This window comes from Actinomadura sp. 3N407, from assembly GCF_052245875.1.
Taxonomy (GTDB): domain Bacteria; phylum Actinomycetota; class Actinomycetes; order Streptosporangiales; family Streptosporangiaceae; genus Spirillospora.
Genome location: NZ_JBQQBP010000079.1, coordinates 1 through 816 on the forward strand (window position 1 = coordinate 1; position 816 = coordinate 816).

At 61.4% G+C, this 816-nt stretch carries 1 protein-coding gene; it reads left to right on the forward strand.

All coding sequences use genetic code 11. The annotated features are described in order from the left end of the window. The coding region (locus tag ACTWPP_RS45000; protein WP_443110619.1) for a dihydrodipicolinate synthase family protein at nucleotides 1-546 on the forward strand (546 nt) is incomplete at its 5' end. Nucleotides 547-816: the final 270 nt, after the last annotated feature.

An 816-nucleotide genomic window follows, 5' to 3' on the forward strand; every position in this document is an offset into this window, starting at 1 on the left:
TCCTACATCCGCCCGTCGCAGGACGGGATCGTCGAGTACTTCACGGCGCTGGCTGATGCTTCGCCCGTGCCGGTGCTGCTGTACGACATTCCGTATCGCACGGGGGCGAGCATCGATGCCGAAACGCTGCTTGCGCTGGCTGCGCATCCCAACATCCATGGCATCAAGGATTGCGGTGGCGATGCTGACAAGACGCAGCGCGTGATTGCCGATGGGCGGTTGCAGGTGCTGGCAGGGGAAGATGCGCAGGTGTTCGGCACGCTGTGCGCGGGCGGGGTGGGGGCCATCATCGCGGCCGCGCATGTCCGCACAGAGCTGTTTGTGGAGATGGTGCGGGCGGTGCAGGAGCAGCGGTTGAATGATGCGCGGCAGTTGCATCATGCGCTGGCGCCGGTGATTCGGTTGTTGTTTGCGCAGACCAATCCTGGGCCGTTGAAGGCTTGGCTGGCTGCTGAAGGGCAGGTGAAGAATGTGCTGCGGGCGCCGATGGCGGCAGCTTCTGAGGCACTGGGGCAGGCGTTGGTGGAGGCGGTTGGGCGGGTTTGAGTTTTCTGCTTTTTGTTGTTGGTCCATCCCCGGTATCGTCCCCTGCCGGGGCCGACTCACTTTTCTTTGTCTTGCCAAAGAAAAGTAAGCAAAAGAAAGGCGCGCCCGAGATGGCGACTTCCCCTTGAATTTTTGCAACCGGGCGGGGAAGGGGAAAACTCGCTGCGCTCAAACAGTTCCCCGTCTTTTTTCCGCCCGCTTACGAAAATTCAAGGCGCCATCAAGGGCAGGAACGTCAAAGGCCAAACCATCGCGGCGCATGGGTTGGCG